The sequence below is a fragment of the Streptomyces alkaliterrae genome, from assembly GCF_007097205.2.
Classification (GTDB): Bacteria; Actinomycetota; Actinomycetes; order Streptomycetales; family Streptomycetaceae; genus Streptomyces; species Streptomyces alkaliterrae.
Genome location: NZ_VJYK02000047.1, coordinates 1 through 24,445, shown reverse-complemented (window position 1 = coordinate 24,445; position 24,445 = coordinate 1). Strand labels below are relative to the sequence as shown.

At 72.0% G+C, this 24,445-nt stretch carries 21 protein-coding genes and 1 pseudogene; 8 read left to right on the top strand and 14 right to left on the bottom strand.

From position 1 onward, the window contains the following. From FNX44_RS06860 to FNX44_RS06850, 3 genes and pseudogenes are all read left to right on the top strand, one after another. On the top strand, positions 1–1,335 hold a 1,335-nt coding region (locus FNX44_RS06860; protein ID WP_143647079.1), incomplete at its 5' end, for a TadA family conjugal transfer-associated ATPase. Beyond that, a complete protein-coding gene (locus tag FNX44_RS06855; protein ID WP_143647078.1) occupies positions 1,332–2,279 on the top strand; it encodes a type II secretion system F family protein in 948 nt (315 codons plus the stop codon). The genes FNX44_RS06860 and FNX44_RS06855, both read left to right, overlap by 4 nt. Positions 2,280–2,299: 20 nt before the next feature. Continuing rightward, positions 2,300–3,070: pseudogene (locus FNX44_RS06850) on the top strand (DUF5936 domain-containing protein); the annotation flags it as partial. Positions 3,071–3,655: 585 nt separating this feature from the next. Here FNX44_RS06850 and FNX44_RS06845 read toward each other — a convergent pair. Genes FNX44_RS06845 through FNX44_RS06835 form a run of 3 tightly spaced genes read right to left on the bottom strand, consistent with a single transcriptional unit; the run spans position 3,656 to position 6,878 of the window. Then, a complete protein-coding gene (locus FNX44_RS06845; RefSeq protein ID WP_143647077.1) occupies positions 3,656–4,603 on the bottom strand; it encodes a PAC2 family protein in 948 nt (315 codons plus the stop codon). Further along, on the bottom strand, positions 4,528–6,156 hold the full coding sequence (locus FNX44_RS06840) for a sensor histidine kinase (protein WP_143647076.1): 1,629 nt from the start codon (positions 6,154–6,156) through the stop codon (positions 4,528–4,530). Before FNX44_RS06840 ends, FNX44_RS06845 begins: the two co-directional genes overlap by 76 nt. Then, positions 6,153–6,878 carry a response regulator transcription factor gene (locus FNX44_RS06835; RefSeq protein ID WP_143647075.1) on the bottom strand — a complete coding sequence of 242 codons (726 nt, stop codon included), beginning with the start codon at positions 6,876–6,878 and terminating at the stop codon, positions 6,153–6,155. The genes FNX44_RS06840 and FNX44_RS06835 overlap by 4 nt, the downstream gene beginning before the upstream one ends. Before the next feature lie 110 nt (positions 6,879–6,988). Here FNX44_RS06835 and FNX44_RS06830 point away from each other — a divergent pair, with 110 nt between their 5' ends. Further along, on the top strand, positions 6,989–9,214 hold the full coding sequence (locus FNX44_RS06830; RefSeq protein WP_143647074.1) for an MMPL family transporter: 2,226 nt from the start codon (positions 6,989–6,991) through the stop codon (positions 9,212–9,214). Between the two features lie 84 nt (positions 9,215–9,298). On the opposite strand, the gene FNX44_RS06825 is transcribed toward FNX44_RS06830, so the two are convergent. The 10 genes from FNX44_RS06825 to FNX44_RS06780 all read right to left on the bottom strand — a co-directional run bounded on the left by FNX44_RS06825 (position 9,299) and on the right by FNX44_RS06780 (position 16,932). Further along, on the bottom strand, positions 9,299–9,640 hold the full coding sequence (locus FNX44_RS06825) for a TcmI family type II polyketide cyclase (protein ID WP_143647073.1): 342 nt from the start codon (positions 9,638–9,640) through the stop codon (positions 9,299–9,301). A gap of 87 nt (positions 9,641–9,727) precedes the next feature. Then, positions 9,728–10,435 (bottom strand): response regulator, encoded by a 708-nt coding sequence (locus FNX44_RS06820; protein WP_143647072.1) that lies wholly within the window; start codon positions 10,433–10,435, stop codon positions 9,728–9,730. Beyond that, positions 10,414–11,136, bottom strand: a complete 723-nt coding sequence (locus tag FNX44_RS06815) for a sensor histidine kinase (RefSeq protein ID WP_173019124.1) — start codon at positions 11,134–11,136, stop codon at positions 10,414–10,416. The genes FNX44_RS06820 and FNX44_RS06815 overlap by 22 nt, the downstream gene beginning before the upstream one ends. A gap of 344 nt (positions 11,137–11,480) precedes the next feature. Beyond that, positions 11,481–12,800 (bottom strand): beta-ketoacyl synthase N-terminal-like domain-containing protein, encoded by a 1,320-nt coding sequence (locus FNX44_RS06810; RefSeq protein WP_143647070.1) that lies wholly within the window; start codon positions 12,798–12,800, stop codon positions 11,481–11,483. Further along, a complete protein-coding gene (locus FNX44_RS06805) occupies positions 12,797–14,056 on the bottom strand; it encodes a beta-ketoacyl-[acyl-carrier-protein] synthase family protein (protein WP_143647069.1) in 1,260 nt (419 codons plus the stop codon). The genes FNX44_RS06810 and FNX44_RS06805 overlap by 4 nt, the downstream gene beginning before the upstream one ends. After that, a complete protein-coding gene (locus tag FNX44_RS29650) occupies positions 14,053–14,925 on the bottom strand; it encodes a cupin domain-containing protein (RefSeq protein ID WP_143647068.1) in 873 nt (290 codons plus the stop codon). The genes FNX44_RS06805 and FNX44_RS29650 overlap by 4 nt, the downstream gene beginning before the upstream one ends. Before the next feature lie 10 nt (positions 14,926–14,935). Continuing rightward, entirely contained in the window at positions 14,936–15,214 is a 279-nt protein-coding gene (locus FNX44_RS06795) for an acyl carrier protein (protein ID WP_143647067.1), read from the bottom strand. A 262-nt stretch (positions 15,215–15,476) separates the two neighbouring features. Continuing rightward, a complete protein-coding gene (locus FNX44_RS06790; RefSeq protein ID WP_143647066.1) occupies positions 15,477–15,797 on the bottom strand; it encodes an antibiotic biosynthesis monooxygenase family protein in 321 nt (106 codons plus the stop codon). An 11-nt stretch (positions 15,798–15,808) separates the two neighbouring features. After that, positions 15,809–16,564: an SDR family oxidoreductase gene (locus tag FNX44_RS06785; protein WP_143647065.1), complete on the bottom strand. Its 756-nt coding sequence runs from the start codon at positions 16,562–16,564 to the stop codon at positions 15,809–15,811. Then, positions 16,561–16,932 (bottom strand): SchA/CurD-like domain-containing protein, encoded by a 372-nt coding sequence (locus FNX44_RS06780; protein ID WP_143647064.1) that lies wholly within the window; start codon positions 16,930–16,932, stop codon positions 16,561–16,563. The genes FNX44_RS06785 and FNX44_RS06780 overlap by 4 nt, the downstream gene beginning before the upstream one ends. Positions 16,933–17,122: 190 nt before the next feature. Between FNX44_RS06780 and FNX44_RS06775 the strand changes: the two genes are divergently transcribed. Then, positions 17,123–18,292, top strand: a complete 1,170-nt coding sequence (locus FNX44_RS06775; RefSeq protein WP_143647063.1) for an FAD-dependent monooxygenase — start codon at positions 17,123–17,125, stop codon at positions 18,290–18,292. Between the two features lie 12 nt (positions 18,293–18,304). Continuing rightward, complete coding sequence (locus tag FNX44_RS06770) at positions 18,305–19,138, top strand: SAM-dependent methyltransferase (RefSeq protein WP_143647062.1); 834 nt, start codon at positions 18,305–18,307, stop codon at positions 19,136–19,138. A 133-nt stretch (positions 19,139–19,271) separates the two neighbouring features. On the opposite strand, the gene rpsA is transcribed toward FNX44_RS06770, so the two are convergent. After that, entirely contained in the window at positions 19,272–20,783 is a 1,512-nt protein-coding gene (gene rpsA / locus FNX44_RS06765; protein WP_143647061.1) for a 30S ribosomal protein S1, read from the bottom strand. Positions 20,784–21,191: 408 nt separating this feature from the next. On the opposite strand from rpsA, the gene FNX44_RS06760 reads away from it, so the two are divergent. Both FNX44_RS06760 and FNX44_RS06755 read left to right on the top strand, forming a co-directional pair. After that, a complete protein-coding gene (locus tag FNX44_RS06760) occupies positions 21,192–22,076 on the top strand; it encodes a class I SAM-dependent methyltransferase (RefSeq protein WP_143647060.1) in 885 nt (294 codons plus the stop codon). A gap of 110 nt (positions 22,077–22,186) precedes the next feature. Then, positions 22,187–24,445, top strand: a 2,259-nt coding sequence (locus tag FNX44_RS06755) for an ATP-dependent RNA helicase (protein WP_143647059.1), incomplete at its 3' end; no start/stop codon positions are given.

Sequence of the window (24,445 nt, the reverse complement as noted above, 5' to 3'; positions counted from 1 at the left end):
CGCCTCACCGCCCCCGAGGCCACCGCCCGGCACAAGCACGACGAGAGCCACCTGGTGGCCGCCTTCCGGGCCAAGCTGCTGGAGGAGATCGACCTCGCCGAGATGTCCTCCCTCAGCACCGCCGAACGCCGCGACCGGCTCGAACGCGTCCTCGGCCACATCGTCAGCCGCGAGGGACCCGTCCTCTCCACACACGAACGCGCCATGCTCATCCGGCGCGTCGTCGACGAGGCCCTGGGCCTGGGCATCCTCGAACCGCTGCTCGAGGACAACTCCATCACCGAGATCATGGTCAACGGCCCCGACCACATCTACGTCGAACGCGCCGGCCGCGTGGAGCGGCTGCCGCTGCGCTTCGCCTCGGCGGAACAGCTCATGCAGACCATCGAGCGCATCGTCTCCACCGTCAACCGCCGCGTCGACGAGTCCAACCCGATGGTGGACGCCCGACTGCCCAGCGGCGAGCGCGTCAACGTCATCATCCCGCCGCTCGCCCTCACCGGGCCCACCCTGACGATCCGCCGCTTCCCCCGCTCGTACACGCTGCGCGAACTGACCGGGCTCGGCACCCTCGACGAGCCGACCGTGCTGCTGCTGTCCGCCCTGGTCCGCGCGAAGTTCAACGTGATCGTCTCCGGCGCCACCGGCTCCGGGAAGACCACCCTCCTCAACGCCCTGTCCGGCCTCATCCCCGACGGCGAACGCGTCATCACCGTCGAGGACGCCGCCGAACTCCAACTCCAGCAGTCCCACGTGATCTCCCTGGAGTCCCGGCCGCCCAACGTCGAGGGCAAGGGCCAGATCACCATCCGCGACCTCGTCCGCAACTCCCTGCGCATGCGTCCCGACCGCATCATCGTCGGCGAGGTGCGCGGCGGGGAGACCCTGGACATGCTCCAGGCCATGTCCACCGGCCACGACGGGTCCCTCGCCACCGTCCACGCCAACAGCGCCGAGGACGCTCTCATGCGCCTCCAGACACTCGCCTCGATGTCCGAGGTGAAGATCCCGTTCGCCGCCCTGCGGGACCAGATCAACAGCGCCGTGGACGTGCTCGTCCAGCTCGCCCGCCACCCCGACGGCTCCCGCCGCGTCACCGAGGTCGCGGTACTCGCCTCCGGCGGGCGGGAGGAGTACCTGCTCACCACCGTCGTCCGGTTCGCCGCACTGCCGACCGCCGGAGACCGGACCGTCACGGGCCGGTTCGAGCACTTCCCCCTGCCGCGCCGCGTCGCCGAACGCCTCCACCTGGCCGGCGAACCACTGCCCCCCGCCTTCGGCGTCGGCGACAGCGACCTCGAACTGGCCACCAGGAAGGCCGGACACCAACCGTGAACCGAGACCAGCTCGTCCTGCTCACTCTCACCACCGCCGCGCTCACCCTCGCCGTCGGCGTCGCCGGACTGCGCCTGTGGTTCGCCGGCCGAGCCCAACAGCAGGAACTCGTCAGACGCTTCGAGCCCGGCGCCGGCGGCGACGCACACCAGGCCGACGGCCGCCGCTTCGCCGCCCTCGACCGCCGGCTGCGCGCCACCCGCCCGGGGCGACGACTCGAACAACGCCTGGCCGCCACAGGGTTGGCACTCACCCCCGGCGAGTTCGTCGTCTACCTGACGCTCGGCGCCGGTGTGCTGTGGTTCCTCGCCCAAGCCGCGCTCGCCGCGTTCTTCGGCCCCGTCGCCGCGCTGCTCGGCCTGTGGGCCGCGTTCGCCTACCTCAACTGGCAGCGCCAGAAACGCATCGACCGCTTCATCAACCAACTCCCCGAGCTCGCCCGGCTGCTCGCCAACGGCACACAAGCAGGGCTCGCCCTGCGCACCGCCATCACCATGGCCGCCGAGGAGATGGAGGCACCCGCCGGCGAGGAACTCGCCAAGGTCGCCGACCGACTCGCCCTCGGCCACTCCATCGACGAGGCACTCGGCGAACTCGCCGACCGACTCCCCTCCCGCGAACTCGTCGTCCTCGTCACCACCCTCGTCCTCTCCAGCCGCGCCGGCGGACAGGTCGTCGACTCCCTGCGCAACCTCACCGCCACCCTCGAACAGCGCAAGGAGACCAGGCGAGAGGTCAGGACGCAGCTGTCCCAGGTCAACATGACGGCCTACGCCGTCCCGCTCATCGGCTTCGGCGTGCTGCTCATGATGGACCGCGCCGGGCCCGGCACCCTCGACCGCCTCACCAGCACGTTCCTCGGCCAGGCCGCCGTCGTCACCGCCTTCGCGCTGTACGCGCTCGGCTTCTTCATCATCCGCCGCATGTCCCGCATCGACGTCTGAGCGCGGAGGACCACCACGCTATGGCACTGCTCCTCGCCCTCGCCGCCACCCTGTGCGCCGCCGGCCTCGTCGCCGGGCTGCGGCTCTACCGCGCCGAGACCAAACTCCCCGACGACCTGCGCATCGCCCTGGAGGTCGGCGCCACCCGCACCACCCCGGTCGGCTCCGCCGTCGACCGGCTCGGCATGCGCTGGGCCCCCCTCGTCCTGCGGCTGATGGGAGAACGCCGCGTCGACCGCGTCCGCCGCCGCATCGACTACGCCGGCAACCCCGGCGGCCTCACCGTCGACCGCTACGCCGCACGACGCGCCGTCTACGGCGCCCTCGGCCTGCTCGGCGCACTCGCCATGCTCAGCGCCGGCCACCACCTGCTCGCGGTCGCCATGCTCGCCTTCGCGGCCTTCTGGGTCGAGGTCGGCATCGCCGCCGCCATCCGCATCCGCAAGGACGAGATCGAACGCACCCTCCCCGACTTCCTCGACGTCCTCGCCGTCGTCGTCTCCGCCGGCCTCGGCTTCCGCCAGGCCCTCGACCGCGTCTCCGAACGCTACGAAGGCCCCTGGGCCGACGAACTCCGCATCACCCTCCGCCAGATGGACATGGGCGTCAGCCGCCGCCAGGCGTTCGAGGAACTGCGCCGCCGCAACGACTCCGAACAGGTCGCCATGTTCGTCACCGCCCTCCAGCAGGGCGAGGACCTCGGCGCGCCCATCGTGGACACCCTCATCGCCATCGCCACCGACATGCGCCGCGCCGACGCCCAGAACGCCCGCCGCCGCGCGGCGAAGGCCGGTGGCGTCCAGCGGGCCGGGGAAAAGCCGGTAGAGCGTGCCGGTCGCGTCCGGGGCCAGCGGTGCGTTCCCCTCCGGCAGGGCGGCGAACACGGCGCCGGACACCGGTCCCCACCCGCCCCCGTGTCGACCACCCGGTCGGGCAGGCCCGGGTACGGAGCCGGGTCGCGAAGGTGTGCGGTGACTCGGTGCGGTGACGACGGTAGCCGTGTGCGGCCGGTGTCGTGCACCAGTATCTCGCCGTCGGTGCGGGATACGGCGTGCCAACAGGCCAGGTCCCACAGGGTGGCCCGAGCCTCGCCGCCGTAGGCGTCGACCATGTCGCGGCCGACTCGGGCCAGTCGGGCCCGACAGCCCCACACGGAGTGGCCGGTGGCCTGGTGGGTGCTGAGCGTGACGTCCGTCCACCGGCACTGCCGCCCGGTCAGGTCCACGACCATGGGTACACACACCTTGGCCGCCCCGAGCAGGTCGAAGCGCTGCCGCACGGACCGCGGGTCGTACGCCGGCCGGCCGGGTGGCACCCCCGCGCCCTCACTCTGCATCAACCCGCGTCGCCGTGCAGCGGGATTCTCCCCGCCGCCGTCAGCCGGGGCGGCCCTCTCCCTCACCCGGGCCGCGCTCGCGGTCGGCGAGGAACTGCTCGAAGACCGCGCCGAGTTCGTCCGCCGACGGCAGGTCGACGGGCTCGGCGACGAGGTTGCCCCGGGTGGCGGCGCCGGCGATCGCGTCGTACTGCTGCTCCAGACCGCGCACCACCGAGACGAGCTCGTCGTCGCCCTCGGCGAGCTGGCGCTCGATCTCGTTCTGCGCGCGGTGCGCGTCGGTGCGCAGGGTCTGGGCGAGCCCGGGCAGCACCAGACCGGTGGCGGCGGTGATCGCCTCCACGGCGACCAGCGCGGCGTCCGGATAGGCGGACCGGGCGAGGTAGTGCGGTACGTGCGCCGCGACGCCGAGCACGTCGTGCCCGGCCTCCGACAACCGGAACTCCAGCAGCGCGGCGGCGCTGCCCGGAACCTGGGCCTCGTCGAAGAAACTCGGCTGGCCGGGCACCAGCTCGGCCCGCGTGCCGTGCGGAGTGAGGCCCACAGGGCGGGTGTGCGGCACTCCCATGGGGATGCCGTGCGAGGTCACCGACAGCCGCACGCCCAGCCGCTCCACGATCGTGCGCACCGCGGCGGTGAAGCGCTCCCATTCCACGTCCGGCTCGGGCCCGGACAGCACCAGGAACGGCGCGCCCGCGGCGTCCCGCAGCAGGCGGACGGCGAGCTCGGGACGGCGGTAGGCCGTCCAGCGGTCCCGCTCGAACGTCATCAGCGGGCGGCGGGCGCGGTAGTCCACCAGTCGGTCGACGTCGAAGCGGGCGACGGTACGCGCCTCGTGCTGCTCCAGCAGCCCGGCGGCGATCTGCTCGCCCACAGCGCCGGCGTCGATGAAGCCCTCGAAGTGGTAGAACATCACGAGTCCGGCGCCGACCCCCCGGTCCAGGATCTCGTCGACCGCCCGGAGCCCGGCCGGCTCCCATTCGTACAACTCGCGCGCTTCCCGCACAGCTCCAGTCCCTCCGTGTCCTTGCTCTCGAGGTCACAACGGCAATCGGCGCTCGCGCATTCCCCGCCGCCCCGGGCGGGCTCCGCCGGCAGCCGCAGCCAGAAGGTGGCACCGCCTCCCGGGGTCGCGCGGACACCGACCGTGCCACCGTGCGACTGCGCGACCGCGCTCACGATGGACAGTCCGAGTCCCGCACCGCCCTGGTCGCGGGAGCGGCCGGGGTCGGCCCGGAAGAAGCGTTCGAAGACCCGCTCGCGGTGTTCCTCGTTCAGACCCGGCCCCCGGTCGGCGATCTCCACGAGCGCGGTGCGGTCGACGGACCGCACCCGTACGGCGGCCGGGGTGCCGGCGGGTGTGTGCCGGCGCACGTTGGCGAGGAGGTTGCCGAGCACCTGGCGCAGTCTGGCCTCGTCGCCGCACACGGTGACCGGTTCCGGCGCCTCCAGGGACAGCGGGCGGTCCGGTTCCACGGCGGAGGCGTCGGCGACGGCGTCCTCCGCCAGCGCGGTGAGGTCCACCGGTCGCCGCTCCAGCGGTCTGCCCTGGTCGAGCCTGGCGAGGAGCAGGAGTTCGTCGACGAGGGTGCCCATGCGCTCGGCCTCGGCCTCGATGCGGCGCATGGTCTTGGCCAGGTCCTCCGGGCGGCTGTCGGCACCGCGCCGGAAGAGTTCGGCGTAGCCGCGGATGCCGGTGAGCGGCGTGCGCAGTTCGTGGGAGGCGTCGGCGACGAAGCGGCGCAGGCGCTCCTCGGACGCCTGGCGCTCCTGGAACGCCCGCTCGATCTGGCCGAGCATGGCGTTGAGCGCGGTCCCGAGCCGGCCGACCTCGGTACGGGTGCCGGTGTGCTCGACACGTCTGCCCAGGTCGCCGGAGCCGATGGCGGCGGCGGTGTGCGCGATGTCCTCGAGCGGGCGCAGTCCCCGGCGGACCGCGCGCAGCGAGAGCGCGGCGAGCGCCAGCAGGACGAGCACCGAGGAGGTGATGGCGGCACGTGCGGTGCGGTCGGTGAGCTCGTCGGAGGCCTCCGTCTGGAGCGCGACGAGCAGCATGTCGCCGTCGTCCGTGAGCCGCGAGGTGCGCACCAGCCAGTTCGGGCCGCCGCTGCGGCCCCCGTGCCGGGCCGTCCGGGTGGTGTGGAAGCGCTCCCCGTCCGGGTTCTTCTCCGATGCCGCCGCGGGGCGGTGTTCGTCCGGGAGCCGGGCGGGCAGCGCGGGCCGGTCTCCGTACGCCACCGTCTGCCGCACCAGGCCGTCGGCGCCTCGCAGTTGGAAGAAGGAGGGGGCGACGCCCTGCTGGGCGGCGCCCCGCCACAGCCGGGTCACGTCGTCGTGTCGGTCGGCGGCGGTGATGCGCAAAGGGGTGTCCCCGGCGGCCAGCAGGTCCTCGCCCAGGGCGCGGCCCGCGGTGGACAGCACGTCGTCGTTGCGGTCGCCCTTCCAGTCCTGGAGGGCGCCGAAGGTGGCTCCGATGGAGGTTCCCAGGCCCAGCACGAGCAGTCCGAGCATGATGAGGACGAGTCGCAGGCGCAGCGTCATCTGCGGGCCCTTCCGTGGTCCGCCCCGCCGCACCCGTCGGCGGCCCGCAGGACGTAGCCGACCCTCGGCACGGTGTGGATGAGCGGTGGCCGCCCGGTGTCGACCTTGCGGCGCAGGTAGGAGATGTAGGTCTGGACGACGCCGTCGTTGCCGTTGAAGTCGTACTCCCACACGTGGTCGAGGATCTGCCGCTTGGTCAGTACCCTGCGCGCGTTGACCAGGAGGTAGCGCAGCAGTTTGTACTCGGTGGGCGTGAGGTCGATCCGGACGCCGGCGCGGCGCACCTCGTGGGCGTCCTCGTCGATCTCCAGGTCGGCGAAGGCGAGCGCGGGACCGGCGTGTTCGGGCCGGGCACGTCGCAGGACCGCCCGGACCCGGGCGACCAGCTCCTCCAGGCTGAACGGCTTGGTGACGTAGTCGTCTCCGCCGACGGTGAGGCCGGCGACCTTGTCCTCGGTGGCGTCCCGCGCGGTGAGGAATACCACCGGTGCCCGGCAGCCGCCGCCCCGCAGCCGGCGGCACACCTCGATGCCGGAGGCGTCCGGGAGCATGACGTCGAGGACGATCAGGTGCGGGTCGAAGTCGGCCACCCGCGCCGCCGTCTCGCGCCCGTCCCCGGCGACCGCCGTCTCGAAGCCCTCGTAGCGCAGGGCGGTGGCCACCAGGTCGGCGAGGTGCGTCTCGTCGTCGACGACGAGGATGCGGGTCGTTGAGTGGGTCACAAGGCCAAGTGTTGCCGCTTCCGCCGCCGCGAAAGCCTTGTTCGACGACTCACAGGGAACTCACAGGAGGCGCACAGGGCGTTGTATGGGCCGGCTGGTGCGCTGGTGCCATGGAGAACCTGTCGAAGTTCGTACTGGCCCGCAAACGGTTGGTGGGCATGCTGACCGCCCTGCTTCTGCTGGCCGGTGGGGCGGCCATCGCGCTGCTCGTGCCGAACGTCTCGGAGCGGAACGAGTACCCGGGCATGCCGTCCTACGAGGCCAACCAGCAGATTCGTGAGACGTACGGAACGGGCGGCTACGAGCGTCCGTTCCTGCCGGTGGTGACGCTGCCCGACGGCACCACTGTCGACAGTCCGGGCGTCCGGGACTCCCTGGACCGCGCCTTCGGGGCGGTCGCCGAACGGACCGGGGCCCGGGTCGTGTCCTACGCCGACACCGGGGACCGGGTGTTCGTGGGCGAGGACGGCACCACCACGTTCGGGCTGGTCTTCGGCGGACCGGTCGCACAGGGCGGGCTGCCCGGCAGCGCGCTCGGGGAGGGCGCGGTGCTGGACAAGGCCGTCGGGGAGGCGATGCGCCCCGAACTCCCCGAGGGCGCCGGCCTGCACGTCACCGGCCTCGACCCGCTGGCCACCGGTGTGGACAGCGGCGGCCTCAACGTACCGGTCAAGCTGCTGATCACGATCACCGCCGCGGTCCTCATCCTCGGCTGGGTCTTCCGGTCCGCGCTGGCCTTCGTTCCGCTGTTCACGGCGCTGGTGGCCGTCCCGGTGTCCTTTGTCGGGCTGCTGGCGGCGAGCGTCTTCATCGACATCCACGAGACGACGTTGATCATGCTGCCGTTGTTCGGGATCGGCATCGCGATCGACTACGCCCTCATCCTGGTCACCCGGTGGCGGGAGGAACGCGCCAAGGGCCACGGCGGTGAGGACGCCGTCCACCGGGCGATGGCGACCTCCGGCCACGCGATCGTGTTCAGCAGCGCCGCCGTGGCGATCGGCCTGGTGACGATGATGGTGCTGCCCATCCCGCTGCTGCGCAGCCTCGGTGTCGGCGGCACGCTGGTCACGCTGGCCAGCGCGCTGGTCTCGCTCACGCTGCTGCCGCTCGTCCTGGCGCGAGCCGGCCGGCGGCTGGACCGCAAGGCGCTCGCCGGCACGGACCACGACAGCAGGGAGGCCTCGGCCAGCCGGGCGTGGACGTCCTGGGCCCGGGGCGTGGTCCGGTTCCGCTGGCTGACGGCCGCCGTCACCGGTGGTCTGCTGGTGGTGCTGTCGGTGATCGGTCTGGGCGTCAATCTGAACGTGCCGGTCAGCGACGACCTCGCGGCGTCCGGACCCGGCCGGGACGGTCTGGTGGCGCTCCAGGAAGCCGGTGTGCCGTCCGGCGCGCTCACCTCCTTCGACGTGTACGTACCCGCCGGCACCGACCCGGCGGCGGTGGCCGGTGAGCTGTCCGCGCTCGACGGTGTGCACGCCGCGGTCGCTCCCGACGGGACGGCGTGGCGCGAGGACGGTTCCGCGCTGGTCACCGTCATGCCCGTCGCCGAGGGCGGCACGGAAGCGGGCCGGAACGCCGTCCGGCAGGTGGTGGACGCCGTACCGGACGGCGTTCTGGTCGGCGGCAACGTCACCCAGCAGATGGACTACCTGGACGTCACGTACGGCGCGTTCCCGTGGATGCTGTTGATCCTGGCCCTCGTCACCTACGTGATGCTGGCACGCGCCTTCCGCTCTCTGCTCCTGCCCCTCAAGGCCATCGTGCTCAACCTGCTGTCGCTCGGCGCGGTGATCGGCACGATGGTGATCCTCTGGCAGTGGGGCTGGGGCACCGAGGCGGTGCTCGGGGTCCAGCCGGACGGCGCGATCGGCACCTTCATCCCGGTGACGATCTTCGCGTTCCTCTACGGGCTGTCGATGGACTACGAGGTGTTCATCCTCGCCCGGATGCGCGAGGAGTACGACCGGGGCGCCGACACCCGGCAGGCGGTGATCGTCGGTGTCGGCCGCACCGGGCGGCTGGTCACCTGCGCGGCCCTGGTGCTGTTCTTCTCGTTCGCCTCGATGGCCGCCACCGGCGAACTGGACGTCGCGATCTTCGCTTCCGGCATCGCGCTCGGCATCTTCCTGGACGCGACGATCATCCGTTCCCTGCTGGTGCCCGCCACGGTCGCGATGATGGGCAAGTGGAACTGGTGGCTGCCGGCCTGGGCCGCACGCGTGCTACGCGTCGCCCCCTCGCCGCTGCGTGACGAACACCGGCCTGCGACGGGCCCGGACACCGCGAAGCCCGCCGCGGACGCGCCGCCCGCGCCCCATCTTCCCCGCGTCTGACCCACTCAGGGCCGGTCGCCCCCACACCTCTTCCGGCCCCGGTGGCGATGCACCGGGGCCGGAAGAGGTGTGGGGGCGGGCGAGTCAGCTCTGGCGACCCGACTCGGGCGTCCAGCTGTAGAAACCGGTGGCCATGGCGTCCAGCGGGCTGCGCCAGGTGCGCGGCTCGTACGGGGTGACAAAGGCGTCCAGCTCCGCGCTCAGCTCCTGGAAGTCCTCCCGCCGGCGGGCCCGCGACACGGCTTCGCGGGGATCGCCGGCGAACTCCACGTGGTGGAAGTACAGCCCGTGGTACTCGTAGAGGTCACGCCGCACCACACCGAGCGCCGCGGGCAGTTCGGTGCCGTCCGAACGGGCGAACAGACGGGCGACATCGGATTGTGAACCAGGCTTGATTCGGGCGACGACGAGCAGTCGGTGAGTCATTCTTTACCCCTTCGCGGAAATCCGTGCGACCAACTTAGGCAGTCGACGACGACCGGTCTCCCACCGCCGGCGGGATTCTCCGCCTCCTCAGCGAGGGTGGGTTTCTCCGACCTGCGGAGGAGTTTCGGAAGTTGCAGAATGAACCAGTCCGTTCTCGTACGCGAATATCACGACGTGAACCCGGTCGCGCACCCCGAGTTTCTGGTAGAGGTGCTGCACATGGGACTTGACCGTGCTCTCCCCCAGGACCAGAGCCTGGGCGATCTCCTGGTTTCCGTACCCCTGGATCAGAAGCCGCAGAACGTCCCACTCGCGGCCGGTCAAGTCCGGCAACCGCCGCCTGACGCGGCCACCGAAGGCGGGGCGCCGGGCGAACTCCGCGATCAGCCGCCGGGTGACGCCGGGGGACAGAAGTGCCGCACCGGACCTCACTTCGTTGATCGCCTCGACGAGCTTCTCGGTCGGCGCGTCCTTCAGGAGGAAGCCACTCGCCCCGGACCGCAGCGCGGCGAACACGTGGTCGTCGTCGTCGAACATCGTCAGGATGACCACCTTGACTGCGCCTTCCGGCTCCGCCTCGCAGATGCGCCGAGTGGCCTCCAGCCCGTTCATCCGGGGCATGTTGATGTCCATCAGGACGACGTCCGGCCGCAGCGCACGCACCTGGCGGACGGCCTCCGCCCCGTCCGCCGCCTCGCCGACCACGTGGATAGCCGGATGTACCGAGAGCACGGCGCGGATACCCTGACGCACCAACGGCTGATCGTCGACGATCAGGACGCGGGTCTGAGGCATGCCACCGCGCCCCTCTCCGCTTCCCGCCGCGCACCGGCCGTCAACGGCAGCCACGCACGGACCTCGAAGCGTCCGTCCGGCCCGCACTCGTACTCCACGTGACCGCCGACGGAACTCGCCCGCTCCCGCATCCCGCGCAGCCCGCGCCGGCCTTCGCCGGACAGCGCGAAGAGCGAACCGCGCTCCGAGGGCACGTCGTTCACCACGGTCAGCAGCAGGTCCTCGCCCACGGCGAGAGATACCCGGACGGTGCCGGTTCCGTGCTTGAGCGCGTTGGCGAGACACTCCTGTGTGATGCGCACGAGTGCGTGCCGAACCGCCGGCGTCGCCGGGCGATCGACCTCGCGCCCGGCGCAGCTGTAGCGGACACGGTCGGCGGGCTGGGCACTGACCAACTCGCCGACCACACCCTCCAGCGACCCCCCGCGGTCCGGCTCGGCGCCGTCCGCGTCGAGCCTGGACAGCACTCGGCGCAGATCACGCATGGTCTGCTGGGCGAGCTCGTCGATGACCTGTCCCGACGAACCCCGGACGCCCGCGTGCTGCGGCAGTTGCCTGGCGTGCAGAGCCATCGCGACGAGACGACTACCCACCGCGTCGTGCAACTCCCGGGCCAGTCTGCGGCGTTCCAACACCACGGCCGAAGCCTCACGCGCGGACGACCCCTCCCGACCCACGAACAACAGCAGGACGATCGCCATGCCCAATGCCGATCCCAACATCACGGCGTAGAAGTGCCCGAGGACAGAAACGGAAGACGAGTCTCCGATCAGAGCTGAGTAAGCCTCCCCCACTCTTAACCACCTCCGCACAGGACTCTAACAGCCTTCACAGAGAGCGGCCAAGAAATTCTTGACACGCGGATGCTAAGCGCCTGCGGAGAACGATCATCCATTTCCTGAGCGAAATGCCAAGTTACGCATCGGTCATGAATTCGGTACGCACGGATGGCGCAGGCGAGCGGCAGCCCGGTGATCATTCCGGACTGCCGTAATCGCGTTGTTCGATTTCGCCCGAGGCCCCCCTCCTCCCCGGCTGGGAAGCGTCAACTCGCCACGCTGAGCACCGCGGCCGAGTTGAAGCCGCCCGCCCCGCGCGCGACCACCAGGGCCGTTCGGATTCCGCCGCCGACCCGGGGCGAGGTGACCAGGTCGAGACCGGGGTCGATCAGCGGGCCGTCCGGCGGCACGGTGGGCGGCACGGTGTCGTGCGAAAGCGCGAGCGCCGCCCAGGCCAGCGAAAGCGCGGCGCCACCGGAGCACAACCGGCCGGTCATCGTCGCGGGGACGGTCACCGGTACGGGCCTGTCCCCGAAGACCTTCCGCAACGCTGCGACCTCAAGCGCATCAAGACGCTCCTCGCCCGCGCCGTCGGCGAAGACGACGTCCACGTCCGCCGGCTCGAGGCCGGCCCGGTCGATGGCCAGGCGCATCGCTCGCGCGTATTGCGTACAGTCGCCCGACACCTCGACCGGGTCGCCCGCGTCGTGAGTGGCCGCCGTACCGGCCAGCTCCGCGTACCGCCGGGACCCGCCCCTGGCTTCGGCGAAGCCCCGATCCTCCAGGACCAGCATCGCCCCGCCCTCGCCGGGTACGTGGCAGGCTCCGTCGGCCGCGAACGGGCGGTAGGCGGCGACCGGATCCGTCGTGTCGCTCAGCCCGGGACGACGGGCCTGGCAGGCCAGGGCGTAGGGCGACAGCGGCGCCTCCGTACCCCCGGTCACCACGGCGCCCACGCCTCTGCGCAGCTGACGCGCGGCCGCGGCCAGCGCGTCCAGCGGCCCGGCCGCGTCCGCGACGAACACTCCGCAGGAGCCCTTGAGTTGGTCTCGGATCGAGATCTGCCCGCTGCTCGCCGCGTAGAACCAGCCGATGGACTGGTACGCGCTCACCGAGCCCGGCCCGTTCCGCCACAGGGTGTTGATCTCGCGTTGTCCGAACTCGTTCCCTCCCGAGGCGCTGGCCGTCACCACCGAGAGCTGGTACGGATCGTGCCGCTCGGGGTCCAGCCCGGCGTCCTCGAAGGCGAGCCGGGTCGCGGCGAGCGCGAACCAGGTCCAGCGATCGGTCTGGACACGGACCCGGCTGCCGACGAAGTCACCGACCTGATCCGCCGAGAAGCCCGGCACCTGCCCCGCCACCCGCACCGGAGGCCGCCGGCACACGTCGCCGGGAACCGGCGCCGTCGCGACCGAGGAGTCATCGGGCGGTCCGCCGTCGGGGCCGGCCCAGGGTTCGACCGCCGACCGCAACGCGCCTATGCGGGAACGGCCGGTCAGTCCGTTCTCCCAGTGTCGCCCCGCCCCCACACCGGTCGGTGCCACCACACCGATACCGGTGATGACAGGTCGTCCGTCACCGCTCACGCCGCCTCCCTCAGCCGCGAGAACACCATTGCGGACTGGAAGCCGCCGAACCCGCTGCCGGCGGACAGCGCGTGATCGATCCGGGCCTCCCGAGCCACCAGCGGTGTGTAGTCCAGATCGCACTCCGGGTCGGGAGAGGTCAGGTTCGCCGTGGGCGGGATGACACCGCGCTCGATCGCCAGCGCGCAGGCGGCCATCTCGATCGAGCCGATCGCCCCCAGCGAGTGCCCCACGACCGACTTGATGGAGCTGATCGGTGTACGCGCCGCGGCCTGACCGAGAGCCCGCTTGTAGGCGGCCGTCTCGTGCCGGTCGTTCTGCACGGTGCCGGATCCGTGCGCGCTGATGTAGCCGAGCTCCTCGGGATTCAGCCGCGCCTGGCGCAGCGCGTCGCCGATCGCGTCACCCAACTCCGCGCCGTCGGGGCGCAGCCCGGTCATGTGATAGCCGTTGGCCCGAGCCGCGTAGCCGCCGATCTCGCAGTACACTCGCGCGCCGCGGGCCGCCGCGTGCTCCAGCTCCTCGACCACGAGCACGGCCGCCCCTTCCCCCAGCACGAATCCGCGCCGCTGCGAGTCGAACGGCCGGGACGCCTCCTCCGGACGGTCGTTGGCGGGGGTCGTGGCGCGGATCGCGTCGAAGCACGCCACGGTGATGGGAGTGATGGGCGCGTCCGAGGCCCCGGCGATCACGACGTCCGCCTCGTCGTCCTGGATCAGGCGGAGAGCGTGGCCGATGGAGTCGATCCCGGAGGTACAGCCGGTGGACACCACCGTTGCCTGGGCCCGGGCACCGAAGCGGCCCGCCAACTCCGCCGCGGCGCTGGAAGGCACAAGTGCCTGGTAGAGGAACGGCATCGCGTGGCTGTGGTCGACCTGCCAGCGCCGCCCGCGGTCGCTGACCACCACGTACTCGTCCTCCAGGGTGATCGAGGCTCCGACGGCCGAGCCGAGCGAGACACCGACCCGCTCGCCCTCGTCGCCGGTTTCGAGTCCGGCGTCGTTCACCGCCTCGGTCGCACTGGCCATCGCGAACTGCACAAACCGGTCGGTCCGTCTGACCTCACGAGGCGTCAGCCCGTACTCCGCCGGATCGAAGTCGCACTCGGCCGCGATCCTCGATCGGTACGGGGAGGCGTCGAAGGCCGTGATCGGCCGGACCGCCGGCTTGCCGTTGACTATCCGCTGCCAGAACTCCTCCCTGTTCCGGCCGCCGGGCGCCACCACGCCGACGCCGGTCACCACCGCACGCCTCATCGGGGCACCGCCGCGGAGGACGCCCCCACACGCATGGCGGGTCCCTCCTCCGGCCCCGCCTCGGTGTCCACGTGTCCGAGGTGAGGGGCCGGAGCGAGGGGGCTGAGCTGGAACACGACCAGCGCCTCGACCTCCGAGACGTTGGTCAGCCGGTGACGGACCTCGCGGGGGACGAGCAACGCGTGGTCGGCGGGTATCACCGTCGGCTCCCCGTCGAGATCCACCCGGATCTCGCCGGTGGCGACGAACAGGTACTCCTCGGAGTACGGGTGATAGTGCTCGGAGACGGACTCACCCGGTTTCAGCCGCACCGCACCGCAGAAGCCCGAGGTCGAGCCCACGTTGGCGGGTGACACCAGGGTGCGGAGGTCGCCGCCGCGCCGGGTGTTGGCCGGGACCGTGTCGAAGCCGACCACCGCCTGCCGGGCGGCCTCCAGGCGGCGCCGGATGCGCTCCATCTGCAGCGCGCTGTTGCGGTTGATGTTGTCGGTCATCCACTCGGTGTCGACGGGGGCGTCGTGCCTCATCCAGAAGTCCTGCGTCCAGCGCATCCGGGTCCGGTCGGCCGCCAGGGTCTCGTACGTCCAGGTGATGTTCATGAACTCGAACGGGCCGGTCTCCACCCGGCGGGCTCGGACGACGCCGCCCTCGCGGTCCCAGGTGCGCTCCGAGACCCAGGACCACTCACGGCCCTGCTCGTCGGGGTGCATGGTCAGTCGGAACGTCGCGGACCCGGCGCTCTCGGCAAGGATCTCGACGGAGGCGTACTCGGAGAACAGGTCGGGCCAGCTCCGCAGGTCGTTGGTGCGGTTCCAGACGAAGTCGAGCGGGGCGTTGATATCGACGTGGTTGTCGGTGTGACCTATCACGGCGGTCTCCTCAGGCCTTCGTGTCGAGCCGGGTGTTGACCAGGCGCTGGAGTTCGGCGGGTGACGTGTCGCCGGTGAGTTCCTCCTCGACGTCGACGCCGAACCGGTCCTGAATGCGGCTTGCCATCTCGACCCTCGCGAGCGAGTCCAGGCCGAGGTCCTCGAAGGACTGAGTGAGTACGTCACCGCCGGTCAGCGCGTCCTGGCCGATACCGACGGCCTGAAGCATCTGCCGGACGACGTCGTCGGCGAAGCTCCTGGCCGCGTCGGTGAGTGTTTCCGATGACATGAGGTCTCCTTCTCCTGAAGGCGCGGAATTCGCGGATGAGTTGAGCAGGTTTCCGACGGTGTGCGCGTTAACCGTGCTGTCGTCACGAAATACGCTATGGCGTCATCGGGTTGGGGTCTTCCGCTGTCGTGATGAGCTTCGAGGTGGCCGTTCGGATGAGCCGCCCACCTCCGAAAGGAGGATCGTCACGGGCCTGCCACGTACGACGGCCCCCGGACGACATCGTGTCGTCACGGGGGCCGGTCGGCCTGCTCTCGGCGGGTCAGGCAGCGCTCTCGGCGGCGGTCTCCGCCACCACGGCGAAGCGCAGCGAACGGGCGTCGGTCATGCACGCTCGCATCGGCGCCACCAGCTCGCGGTGCGCCGCGCTCGCCTCCCACTCCTCGAAGCAGCGCAGGTCACGCCACTCGCTGGTGATCATCCACTGTCCGGGGTCGGTGGTCGACCGGCACACCTGGTCCCCCAGGTGGCCCGGCACTCCCCCGGCGACCTGATGCCTGATCCGCTCGTAGGCGGCCAGGAAGTCCTCCTCCCCTCCCGGCGCGATCCTGATCAGGAAGACCACTCGGGCTCGTCGCTCCACGCCGCTCACCGCTATTCGACCTCCGGCTCGAACACTCCCGGCGGCGGCCCGGCCGACAGCGCCGAGCTGAAGGAGAACCTTCCGAGGACCGGTATCACGCCGCCGTACACGCCATCCGACTCCGGTCCGGTGAGGAAGCCCACCGCCCTGGCCACCAGTTCGGGGCGCACGGTGTGGTCGAGGTCGATGCCGGGACGCTCGCGGCGCATCTCCGGCGTGTCGGCGATCGTGAGGGACACCGCGTTCGCATGCACTCCGCGTCGCTTGACCTCGTGCGCGACGGACCGCATCCAGGCGGTGAGCGCCGCCTTGGACGCCGTGTAAGCGGACAGCGCGGCCAGCGGCTCGTGAATCAGGGGTGAGGTGAAGTAGACCAGCCGGCCACCGGCCCCGAGATGAGGCAGTACCGCCTGCGTGGCCGTCACCGCCGAGAGGAAGTTCGCCTCCAGGACCTGACGGTACTCCGCCGCGTCTGTCAGCATCAGCGGACCGGCCGCGAAGCTGCCCACCAGGTGCACCATTCCGGTCAGGCCGCCGTCCGACCGCCGGGCGGCCTCGGCCGCCGCGTGCTGGGCGCCGGACGGCTCGGTGACGTCGGCCTCCAGCACCTCCACCCGCCCCGAACCGCCGTAGGTCTTCCGCAGTTCCGCGAGCCTGGTGGCGTTCCGGCCGGTGAGCAGCAGCCGGTCGCCCCGCTCGGCGAGCAACCTCACGACGGCCTCCGCCAGCCTGCCGGTGGCACCGGTCACCAGATAGGACCCGGTCATGGCTCCACCTTCTCCGTCGACGACGCGGCGGCGACACGGGTGGTGAGGTGGGTCATCAACGCCCGCTGGAAGAAGCTCCGGGCGCCCTCACGGCTGCTCATGTCACGAGGCTCCAGCAGATGCGGGTCGAGCCGGCGCTCGAGCTCCCGCACCGCCGGCTGGGTGGCCAGATGGGCCATGGCGCTCGCCAGCTCGCCCTCGATCTCCAACATCCTGACCACCACGTCGCCCTTCATGAAGACCGACGTACCGAGCAGTCGGGTGCCGTCGGCGGCTCGCGGCTCGGGCGGAGGATAGTCGGTCAGGAGCCTGCGGACCGCCTCCTCGCTGCCGGGCTTGACCCGGAAGGTGATCGCGTATCGCTGCATGGGTGTCCTCTCGCACTGTCATGCCACCGTTTCCGGCGGGTCGGTCGGCTGGAGCGGTGCCGCCAGCCTGCCGAGCGCTCCCATCCCACGTCTTCCCCCTCCCGTACCGGCTCGGCCTCCTCACCTCGGCGGAGGCGGGGGTGCGCGCGGAGGAAGACGTCCTCGTCCCGGGCTCCTAACGTCGGCTCCCATGACGGGACGAACACAGGTCGCCGTGATCGGCGGCGGAATCGGCGGGCTGGCGACCGTACTCGCGCTGCGCCGCGCCGGCGTGAAGGCCACGGCCTACGAGCGGGCGACCCGGCTGCGGGCCGAGGAGGCGGGCCACGGCCTGGTGCTCTGGCACAACGCGGCACTCGCGCTGCACGCCTGCGGGGCGGAAGACGTGCTGACGAAGATCGGCCATGAACTGGACACCTACCGGTTCGCCTCGGCCGGCGGCAGGACACTCGCCCGCTGGCGGTTGGACGCCGCCGCCGAGCGGTGGGGCGCTCCGGTCCAGGCCGTCAGCCGGCCGGACCTGCACCGCGCGCTGGCCGACGAGGTCGGTACGGACCTTCGCACCGGGGAACGCTGCGTCGCCGTCGCACAGGACGAGCGGGGCGCGGTCGCGCGTCTCGCCGACGGCGAGGAGGTACGGGCCGATGTGCTGATCGGCGCCGACGGCCTCCGGTCGACGGTGCGCCGGACCCTCATGCCGGTCGAACCGCCGCCCCGCTACGCGGGTTACACGGCGTTCCAGGGAGTCGTCCGGGTTCCGGGCCTGGAGGTGGCACCCGGCCGGTTCACCAACACGTTCGGCCGCGGACGGTGGTTCGTCCACTATCCGCTCGGTGGCGACCGGGTCTACTGGGACGGCGTCGTGGACACCGCCGGCAGCGGGCCGTGGAGCACCTTCGGCCGACCGGTGCACGAGACGATGACACGTGCGTTCGCCGGCTGGCCCGAGCCGATCCCGTCGCTGATCGCCGCCACACCGCGGGACGCCGTGGTCCCGGTCGACATCTTCGACCGGGATCCCGTCCCGCGCTGGACCGCCGGCCGCCTCACCCTGCTCGGTGACGCGGCGCACCCGATGACCTTCAATCTCGGGCAGGGAGTCGGACAGGCGCTGGAGGACGCGGTCGTCCTGGCGGAGTGCCTCGCGAGCTCGGGGCCGTCGGAGGCGGGTCTGCTCGCCTACGAGCGTCGACGGCTGGCCCGTACCGCCGCGATGGTCCGCCGCTCCCGTGCGAACGGCGAGTTCATCCGTCGCCGTGGCCCGGTGGGCGGTGCGCTGCGGAACGCCTTCGTGCGCGTCGCCTTCGAACGGCTCGTACTCCGCAAGACCTACCAGCTCACCATGAGTACCGATTTCTGAGAGGACGCCGCCATGGACGACTCCGTACAGCCGACGACCGGTGTCAGTCGGACGGCGGTGATCATCGCGCAGGCCAGGGCCAGGGAGCACACGCGTCCCGACCGGCTGTTCGCCGACCCGCTGGCCGCTCCGCTGGTCGAGGCGGTGGGCTGGATCCCCGTGCAGAACGCGGGCCACCTCAACGAGGGGCACTTCGTTCTCCGCACCCGCTTCTTCGACGACCACCTGCTGCGCGTCGTGAGCGAGGGCACGTCACAGGTGGTTCTGTTGGCCGCCGGGCTCGACACCAGGGCTTTCCGACTGAACTGGCCGAAGGGCACACACCTGTTCGAGGTCGACCTTCCGGGCCTGGTCGCCTTCAAGGAGGCGGTGCTCGGCGTGCGGCGCGCCGTCCCGCGCTGCGACCGCACGACGGTGACGGCGGATCTCCGGCACGACTGGGCCGACCGGCTGGTCGCGGCGGGCTTCGATCCGTCCCGACCTACGGCGTGGCTGGTCGAGGGCCTGCTGATGTACCTGGACGAGGACGGCAACGACAAGCTGCTCACCGGAATCGGTGAACTGTCCGCGCCCGGCAGCACCCTTGCGCTGGAACACGTCAACCGCGCTTACGTGGAGCTTCCCGAGATGCGGGCGGTACACGAGCGTCTGCGCCGGTTCGGCGCCGGCTGGGCGTCCACGCTGGAGGACCCGGTCCGCCGGCTCACGGCACACGGTTGGCTGGCCTCGGTGACACCCCAGACGCGCCTCGCCGCCGAGCACGGCCGCCCGGTGCCGAGGCTGACCGATCCCGCCGTCGTGGGAGCGGCGCGCATGTGGTTGGCCACCGCGGTGCGCGCCGGCTGAGGCGGGAAACGCCGAGGACCCGGCTCCGGGTGGGAGTCGGGTCCTCGGGTTGTTCTGTCGGCCTTCAGGTGAGGTGGGGGGACCGGTGTCGGTCCGTCACCTCATCCCTGAGCCGGCGGCGTGTGCCGTCGGCTCAGCTCTGACCGCCGGCGAGCTTCTCGCGGAGCGCGGCAAGCGCCTCGTCGGAGGCGAGCGCACCGGAGTCGTCACCGGAGTCGGAGGAGTACGAGCCGCCGCCCTGGCCACCGCCGCCGCCCTGCGACGACGAGCCGCCGGCGGTGGCACCCTCGGCCTCGGCCTGGGCGTCCGCCTCGCGGGACTTGATGACCTGGGCCTGGTGCTGCTCGAAGCGGGACTGCGCCTCGGCGTACTGGCGCTCCCACTCCTCGCGCTGCTTCTCGTAGCCCTCGAGCCAGTCGTTGGCCTCGGGGTCGAAGCCCTCGGGGTAGATGTAGTTGCCCTGGTCGTCGTAGGACGCGGCCATGCCGTACAGGGTCGGGTCGAAGTCGACGGCCATCGGGTCGGCACCGAAGGACTCGTTGGCCTGCTTCAGCGAGAGGCTGATGCGGCGGCGCTCGAGGTCGATGTCGATGACCTTGACGAAGATCTCGTCGTTGACCTGGACGACCTGCTCCGGGATCTCCACGTGGCGCTCGGCCAGCTCGGAGATGTGGACCAGGCCCTCGATGCCCTCGTCCACGCGGACGAACGCACCGAACGGAACCAGCTTGGTGACCTTGCCGGGGACGACCTGACCGATCTGGTGCGTCCGGGCGAACTGCTGCCACGGGTCTTCCTGGGTCGCCTTGAGCGACAGGGAGACGCGCTCGCGGTCCATGTCGACGTCCAGGACCTCGACCGTGACCTCCTGGCCGACCTCGACGACCTCGGAGGGGTGGTCGATGTGCTTCCAGGACAGCTCGGAGACGTGGACGAGACCGTCGACGCCGCCCAGGTCCACGAAGGCACCGAAGTTGACGATGGAGGAGACGACGCCGGAGCGCACCTGGCCCTTCTGGAGGGTGGTGAGGAAGGTCTGGCGGACCTCGCTCTGGGTCTGCTCCAGCCAGGCGCGGCGGGACAGGACCACGTTGTTGCGGTTCTTGTCCAGCTCGATGATCTTGGCCTCGAGCTCCTTGCCCACGTAGGGCTGGAGGTCGCGGACACGACGCATCTCGACCAGGGAGGCCGGGAGGAAGCCGCGGAGGCCGATGTCGAGGATGAGACCACCCTTGACGACCTCGATGACGGTACCGGTGACGATGCCGTCCTCTTCCTTGATCTTCTCGATGGTGCCCCAGGCGCGCTCGTACTGGGCGCGCTTCTTGGAGAGGATCAGGCGGCCTTCCTTGTCCTCCTTCTGGAGGACGAGGGCCTCGATCTCGTCGCCGACGGCGACGACCTCGTTGGGGTCGACGTCGTGCTTGATCGACAGCTCGCGGGACGGAATGACGCCCTCGGTCTTGTAACCGATGTCGAGCAGGACCTCGTCCCGGTCGACCTTCACGATGACGCCGTCGACGATGTCGCCGTCGTTGAAGTACTTGATCGTCTCGTCGATCGCGGCGAGGAAGGCTTCCTCGGAACCGATGTCGTTAACCGCAACCTGCGGGGTGGTCACGGTGCTCTCGGTGCTGCTCGTCATGTGGTAAAGGGCTCCGGTACGGACATGAAAGTCGTAGGTACTGCTACGCCGTGGGCCCGTTTCGCACCGCCGAAGCCGGACAGCCTGAGAAGCGCCCGTTTCCCCCGACCGTCCGAGCGGCGAGACCGCCTGAACGGTGAGGATGAGCGCCTCGACAACCGAGGGGACATACAACAGATGCAAGCGCGGCCTACTCCGTCCGAGGCGCGCAGGCCCGCAGCGCAACTTGTAGCATACGGGCGCGGCGGGGAAGGGTCAATGCACGATTGAGCACAGGCAGGGCCAATCACCCAATTCCGGCACGGCACCCGTCCGTCGCACTCCGCGACCTACAAGCACCGGCCAGCCTACGCCACCGACCCGCGCGCCGGCGCGGCGGCTCCCGGGGCGACAAACCGAACGGACCGCATGAACCAGCATCACCCCGCCGACCACCCGCACGACAGGTACGGCGGCACCGCCGACGGTACCGACGTCAGCACCGACGACGCCGACGACGCCGACGACACAGCGGTGCGGCGCCCGGCGGGCGAGGCCGAGAGCGTGGCTGCCAGCCGGCACTGGTGGGACCGCAACGCGGACGAGTACCAGCGCGAACACGGTGACTTCCTCGGCGACGACCGCTTCGTGTGGGGGCCGGAGGGACTGGACGAGGAGCGGGCCGGGCTGCTCGGACCGGCGAGCGGGCTGGCCGGGCGTCGGGTACTGGAGATCGGCGCCGGGGCCGCGCAATGCTCCCGCTGGCTGGCGGCGCGCGGCGCCCGTCCGGTGGCCGTGGACGTCTCCCACCGGCAGCTCCAGCACGCCCGGCGCATCGGTACCGAGGGCGTCGCCCTGCTCCAGGCGGACGCCGGGCGGCTCCCGCTCGCCGACGCCTCGTTCGACCTGGCCTGCTCCGCCTACGGCGCGGTGCCGTTCGTCGCGGACGCCGAACGGGTGTTCCGGGAGGTGCGGCGGGTGCTGCGGCCCGGCGGGCGCTGGGTCTTCTCGCTCACCCACCCGATCCGCTGGGCGCTGCCCGACGAGCCGGGCCCGGAGGGTCTGACCGTCGCGGCGTCCTACTTCGACCGCACCCCCTACGTCGAGCAGGACGAGTCCGGGCGGGCCCGGTACGTCGAGCACCACCGCACGCTCGGCGACCGGGTGCGGGAGCTGACCCGCTCCGGGTTCCGGCTGCTGGACCTGGTCGAGCCGGAGTGGCCGGAGTGGAACCACCAGGAGTGGGGCGGCTGGTCACCGTTGCGGGGCCGGCTGATCCCGGGCACGGCGATCTTCGTCTGCGTGGCCGACTGAGGGCGGTGCCGACCGGGAGACGTCGCCGGTTGGGAAACGTCGCCGGTTGGGAAGAGTCGCGGGCGGAGGGCGGCGGCGCGAGCGGAGGGCGGCACGGAAGACTGGGGAGCGTGTTGCGAACCGAAGCCCTCCACCGGCTGCCCGTCCGGGCGGCGCTGCCCGAGCTGACCGACGCGCTCGACCGGCGCGGCGTGGCCGTCCTGCACGCCCCGCCGGGCACCGGCAAGACCACACTCGTCCCGCTTGCGCTGGCCGGGCTGCTGGACGACGGCCGTCCGCCGGCCCGGGTGCTCGTCGCCGAACCCCGGCGGCTGGCCGCACGTTCGGCGGCCGCCCGCATGGCGTGGCTGCTCGGCGAGCGCACCGGCGGTTCGGTCGGCCTCACCGTGCGCGGCGAGAGGCGGGTCGGCGCCTCCACCAGGGTGGAGGTGGTCACCACCGGTGTGCTGCTGCAGCGCCTCCAGCGGGACCAGGAGCTGGCCGGGGTGGACGTCGTGCTGGTGGACGAGTGCCACGAGCGGCATCTGGACGCCGACACCGCACTGGCGTTCCTGGTCGACGTGCGGGCCGCGCTGCGGCCCGAGCTGCGACTGGTCGCGGCGTCCGCGACCGCCGACACCCAGAGCTGGGCGCGGCTGCTGACCGGCCTGGAAGAGGGCGGTCCGGCGCCCGTGGTGCACGGCCGCGGCGCGTCCCATCCGGTGACCGTGCGGCATGTGCCGCCGCCGTCCGGCGTGCGACCGGCACACGGCACCCGGGTGGACCCGGCGCTGCTGCGGCACGTCGCGGCCACCGTGCGCCGGGCGGCGCTCGGCGACGACGGGCCGCCCGGCGCCGACGGCGGTGACGTGCTGTGCTTCCTGCCCGGTGCGGGCGAGATCGGCCGGGTGGCCGGAATGCTGGACGACCTGACGGCCGCCGGCTGGGAGGTGTTGCAGCTGCACGGCCGTGCGCCGGCCGCCGTCCAGGACGCGGTGCTGGCGGGCAGCGCCACCCGCCGGGTCGTGCTGGCCACCTCGGTGGCCGAGTCGAGCCTGACGGTGCCGGGCGTCCGGACCGTCGTCGACTCCGGGCTGGCCCGGGTGCCCCGGGTGGACCACGCCCGCGGCCTGGGTTCGCTGGCCACCGTGCGGGTCTCCCACGCCGCCGCCGCCCAACGCGCCGGGCGGGCCGGGCGCGAGGCCCCCGGCGTGGCACTGCGCTGCTGGGACCAGGCGGAGGAAAGCCGGATGCCGCGCTTTCCGGCCCCGGAGATCGCGGTGGCCGATCTGACCGCGTTCGCCCTGCAGGCCGCCTGCTGGGGTGATCCGGACGCGTCCTCGCTCGCGTTGCCGGACGCACCGCCCGCCGGTGCCATGGCGGCCGCCCTGGAGACCCTGCGGGCCGTCGGCGCGGTGGATTCCGACGGCCGGGCCACCGCGCGCGGGCGGGCGCTTGCCGGGCTCGGGGTGCATCCCCGGCTGGCCCGGGCGCTACTGGACGGCGCCGAGGCGGCCGGCGGCCGGCTGGCGGCCGAGGTGGTGGCGCTGCTGAGTGAGGAGCCGCCGAGGTCGTGGGGTGCTGACGTGCCGAGTGTGCTGCGCGCCGCGCGGCGGGCCGGGCGGGACGAGCCGTACGCGGCCCGATGGCGGCGCGAGGTGCGCCGGCTGACGTCCGCGCTGGAGGCGGCGGGTCGGACCGGTCGCGGTGGGGACGGCTCCGGGGATCTGCCGGAGGAGTCGGCCGCGGGGCTGGTGGTTGCGCTCGCGTATCCCGAGCGTGTTGCCGCGCTGCGGGGCCGGGACAGCTATCTGATGGTGTCCGGAACCCGTGCCGAGCACGCGGCCGGTGGGGCGCGCTGGCTGGCGGTCGCCGCGGCGGACCGACCGGCCGGCGCGGCCAGCGCCCGGGTGGGTCTGGCCGCCGAGATCGACGAGGACACCGCGTTGCGCGCCGCCGGTGCGCTGCGGCGCCGCGAGTCGCGGGTGGCCTTCGACGGCGACCGGCGGGTGGTCGTCGCGCGGGAGGTCGACGCGCTGGGCGCGGTGGAGCTGACCGCCCGGCCGCTCGCCGAGCCGGAACCGGAACGCGTCCGGGAGGCGCTGCTGGCCGCGCTGCGGGCGGAAGGCCTGCGGCTGCTGCGCTGGCCGGAGAAGGCCGTGTCGCTGCGCCGGCGTCTGGACTTCCTGCACCGGGAGTTGGGCGCGCCCTGGCCGGACGTCTCCGACGCGGCCCTCCTTGGCGTCGTCGCCGACCACCTGTCCGGCGACTCGCTCGCCGTGGTGGACACGTTCGCGCTGCTGACCGGCCTGCTGCCCTGGGCGGACGGCACCGCGAGCCGGTTGGACGAGCTGGCGCCGGAACGGGTGGAGGTGCCGTCGGCCCAGGGC

Bases quoted from the DNA above. Each gene is read 5' to 3' on its own strand.
- FNX44_RS06840 (WP_143647076.1), bottom strand. From the start codon at position 6,156: ATGACGCTGCGCCTGCGACTCGTCCTCATCATGCTCGGACTGCTCGTG.
- FNX44_RS06830 (WP_143647074.1), top strand. From the start codon at position 6,989: ATGGAGAACCTGTCGAAGTTCGTACTGGCCCGCAAACGGTTGGTGGGC.
- FNX44_RS06825 (WP_143647073.1), bottom strand. From the start codon at position 9,640: ATGACTCACCGACTGCTCGTCGTCGCCCGAATCAAGCCTGGTTCACAA.
- FNX44_RS06820 (WP_143647072.1), bottom strand. From the start codon at position 10,435: ATGCCTCAGACCCGCGTCCTGATCGTCGACGATCAGCCGTTGGTGCGT.
- FNX44_RS06815 (WP_173019124.1), bottom strand. From the start codon at position 11,136: ATGGCGATCGTCCTGCTGTTGTTCGTGGGTCGGGAGGGGTCGTCCGCG.
- FNX44_RS06805 (WP_143647069.1), bottom strand. From the start codon at position 14,056: ATGAGGCGTGCGGTGGTGACCGGCGTCGGCGTGGTGGCGCCCGGCGGC.
- FNX44_RS06795 (WP_143647067.1), bottom strand. From the start codon at position 15,214: ATGTCATCGGAAACACTCACCGACGCGGCCAGGAGCTTCGCCGACGAC.
- FNX44_RS06785 (WP_143647065.1), bottom strand. From the start codon at position 16,564: ATGACCGGGTCCTATCTGGTGACCGGTGCCACCGGCAGGCTGGCGGAG.
- FNX44_RS06780 (WP_143647064.1), bottom strand. From the start codon at position 16,932: ATGCAGCGATACGCGATCACCTTCCGGGTCAAGCCCGGCAGCGAGGAG.
- FNX44_RS06775 (WP_143647063.1), top strand. From the start codon at position 17,123: ATGACGGGACGAACACAGGTCGCCGTGATCGGCGGCGGAATCGGCGGG.
- FNX44_RS06770 (WP_143647062.1), top strand. From the start codon at position 18,305: ATGGACGACTCCGTACAGCCGACGACCGGTGTCAGTCGGACGGCGGTG.
- rpsA (WP_143647061.1), bottom strand. From the start codon at position 20,783: ATGACGAGCAGCACCGAGAGCACCGTGACCACCCCGCAGGTTGCGGTT.
- FNX44_RS06760 (WP_143647060.1), top strand. From the start codon at position 21,192: ATGAACCAGCATCACCCCGCCGACCACCCGCACGACAGGTACGGCGGC.